Origin of the sequence: Streptomyces sp. NPDC048415 (assembly GCF_040651675.1) — a bacterium.
Classification (GTDB): domain Bacteria; phylum Actinomycetota; class Actinomycetes; order Streptomycetales; family Streptomycetaceae; genus Streptomyces.
The window spans coordinates 1-2538 of sequence record NZ_JBEZKJ010000212.1; the positions used below are offsets into that span (position 1 = coordinate 1).

Genomic DNA, 2538 nt, shown 5'->3' on the forward strand with positions numbered 1-2538 from the left:
GTCACTCTGCTGACGACGATGTGGAGTACGGCGGCAAGCCGGGCGCCTGCCCGGCCGGCAAGTGCCAGGGCAATCGCCTGCACCAGGGCCACCAGCACCACAGTGCGACGTCCGTAGCGGACGGTCAGGCCCCCGACCTGTTCCGCAAAAGTACGACGCGCACAATCAGTGACATCGCAGAACAGCCGCCGCACTGACAAGTCGACGACCACCGGACACCCGCCCACGGCGGCGTCCGCCAGGTGTCTCCTATACCGGCTGTGGACGCGGTAGGAGCAAAGACCGCACGACGGACATGGAAGCGCACCGTCCAGAGTGCGGGCCTTGACCCGCACCACGCCGTCCTCCATCCACACGTGTTCCACCAGCACCTTCTCCAGGTGCGGGAACACGATGCCCACCAAGTCATCACACACGGCAGACCATGCCACCGGAATGACGCTCCGTCACTCCGTCACGGAAATCTTGACTGAGCCTCTCGATGACGCCGCCGACAACGCGCACTTGGGCCAGACGCGGGCACACTCTGGTGATCCGGGTGCCGGGACGTTCCCGGCGCCGCTTCTCCATCGCCGCTCTGGCCTGCTACAAGCAGGGCGAACGCTCCCGCCTGATCTACCAGCCCAAACAGCACGTCGATCACAAACGGGGCGGCAGACGCAGTTTCACCTGGACCGATTACCGAGACCTGCTGACCGCTGCCCATCAGCAGCTCGGCGCCTCGATCGTGCTCGTCCGGGACAACTTGAACGTGCACAAGGACCGCCGACTGCGGGAGTTCATCGGCGCCCAGGACTGGATCACCTGCTACTTCCTGCCGGCGTACGCACCCGACCTCAACCCCCGTCGAGGGCATCTGGTCCCTGCTACGACGCAGCAGCCAGGCCAACACCGCCTTCACCGACCCCGACCACCTGATCCGCACCCTCCGGCAGGGCCTCCGTCAGATTCAGTACCGCAGCAACCTCGTCGATGGATGCCTCACAGAAACCGGCCTTCCCTGACGACATCACGACACGAAGGTCAGTAGCAGTCAGGCCGTGCCGTCAGGTAGGCCTTGGCGAGGTTGTCCAAGTGGCGGGCCATCGCGTCGCGGGCAGCCTCAGAGTCCCCGTCCCGGACAGCGCGGAAGACATCTTGGTGGTCGTCACATACTTGCGCCCAGAATCCCTCACTCGGCGACTCCCGGTCGATTCTGGAACCGAGTACCGACTCAATCGGGGCGCTCAGCGCCGCGACCAGAGGATTGCCTGCAGCCTCGAGCAAGAGGTTGTGGAAACGGTGGTTCTCTGCCCACTGCTCCGGGCCGTGCAAGTCTCGCGCACGATCCACCGATTCAGCCATCTTGGCCAGATCCGCGTCACCCCGCCTGCTGGCCGCAAAGCCCGCCGCCGGGATCTCGAGTAGCCGGCGTGCTTCGGCCATCTGATCCGTGGTCAGTTGAGTCCTTGAGAGCAGCGTCAGGGCCGTCTGCATGTACGCCGCCACATCGGCAGGCGATGGTTCCGCGACGAACGTGCCGCCGTTAACCCCCCGGACGGTCGTGATCAAGCCTTCAGCCTCAAGCCTGCGGATCGCCTCACGCCAGGTACTGCGTGACACCCCGACCTGGCCCGGTAGCTCCGGCTCGGTCGGGAGCTGCTGCCCCGGCATCAGCTCCCCGAGCACGATTCTCCGGCGAAGCTCATCGGCAACCCGCAGGTAGCTCGGCGGGGAAGCGGTCTGTTTATTCACGCCCCGAATGTACCTCCGGCCCGTTCTTGGTGTCCTGCTGGTGGTCGGCCGCGGCGGCGCTTGCCCGTGGCGGGCCGGGCGCGGAACTCCACGTAGCGTGGGACCTTGAAGGGCGCGAGGCCTGACCCCGCTGGCGCTGGCCGCCGGACAGCGTCCCGGGCCGCCCCCACACACCCAGTGGCAAGATCCACAAGGCGGCCCTGCGCGCCACCAGGAACAGCTGCTGGCCATCCCCGAGCCCCACGACCGTCTCGCGCTACTTTCTGCCTGCTGACGAACGGTCCCTGGCGATCGAGAGGGCCCGAATCGCGCTCTCCTCTCGGGCACAAATAGACCCGGGTGTGAAGGAGTTCTTCGGCCGCCTCGAACCTGGCATGCGCGCCGTCGCCGCCATGGGGCTCGAAGGCTTCATCGCATCGGAGAGCATGAACGCCACGGTTGACCTCGTGCGCTTGTGGACCAGCGGCATCGCCATCTCTGCGGTCGAGCACCCCGAAATTTCAGCATGATCTAGCGCGGAACCCCGGGTGTTCACGTCCGGGAGGAAGCGCTTCTCTGGACTGCTCTGACCCGCGCGCGTGCATGGGTCTGCACTGTTGGCCTCAGCCGTCTACTGCGGGCGCTGCTGGTTTTCGATGTACTCCTTGATGATGCTGAGCGGGGCGCCGCCGCAACTCGCCGCGAAGTACGAGGGTGACCAGAAGTGCGCGCCCCACAGGTACTTGCGGATGTGGTCGGGGTACTCCTGGCGGAGTCTGCGGGCGGAGACGCCTTTGAGGGAACCGACCAGCTTGGAGACCGAGA

General features: G+C 66.0%; 3 protein-coding genes and 2 pseudogenes. 2 read left to right on the forward strand and 3 right to left on the reverse strand.

Annotation, left to right across the window (positions count from 1 at the left end; translation table 11 throughout):
* Window positions 1-401, reverse strand: a pseudogene (locus tag AB0D27_RS45325) (ISL3 family transposase); the annotation flags it as partial.
* Between the two features lie 80 nt (window positions 402-481).
* Between AB0D27_RS45325 and AB0D27_RS45330 the strand changes: the two are divergent.
* Window positions 482-1004, forward strand: a pseudogene (locus AB0D27_RS45330) (transposase).
* A gap of 19 nt (window positions 1005-1023) precedes the next feature.
* On the opposite strand, the gene AB0D27_RS45335 reads toward AB0D27_RS45330, so the two are convergent.
* A complete protein-coding gene (locus AB0D27_RS45335) occupies window positions 1024-1734 on the reverse strand; it encodes a FadR/GntR family transcriptional regulator (RefSeq protein ID WP_362521483.1) in 711 nt (236 codons plus the stop codon).
* Between the two features lie 341 nt (window positions 1735-2075).
* On the opposite strand from AB0D27_RS45335, the gene AB0D27_RS45340 reads away from it, so the two are divergent.
* Entirely contained in the window at window positions 2076-2243 is a 168-nt protein-coding gene (locus tag AB0D27_RS45340) for a hypothetical protein (protein ID WP_362521486.1), read from the forward strand.
* A 101-nt stretch (window positions 2244-2344) separates the two neighbouring features.
* On the opposite strand, the gene tnpA is transcribed toward AB0D27_RS45340, so the two are convergent.
* Window positions 2345-2538 (reverse strand): IS200/IS605 family transposase (gene tnpA / locus AB0D27_RS45345; RefSeq protein ID WP_362521489.1); only part of this gene is annotated, 194 nt, incomplete at its 5' end.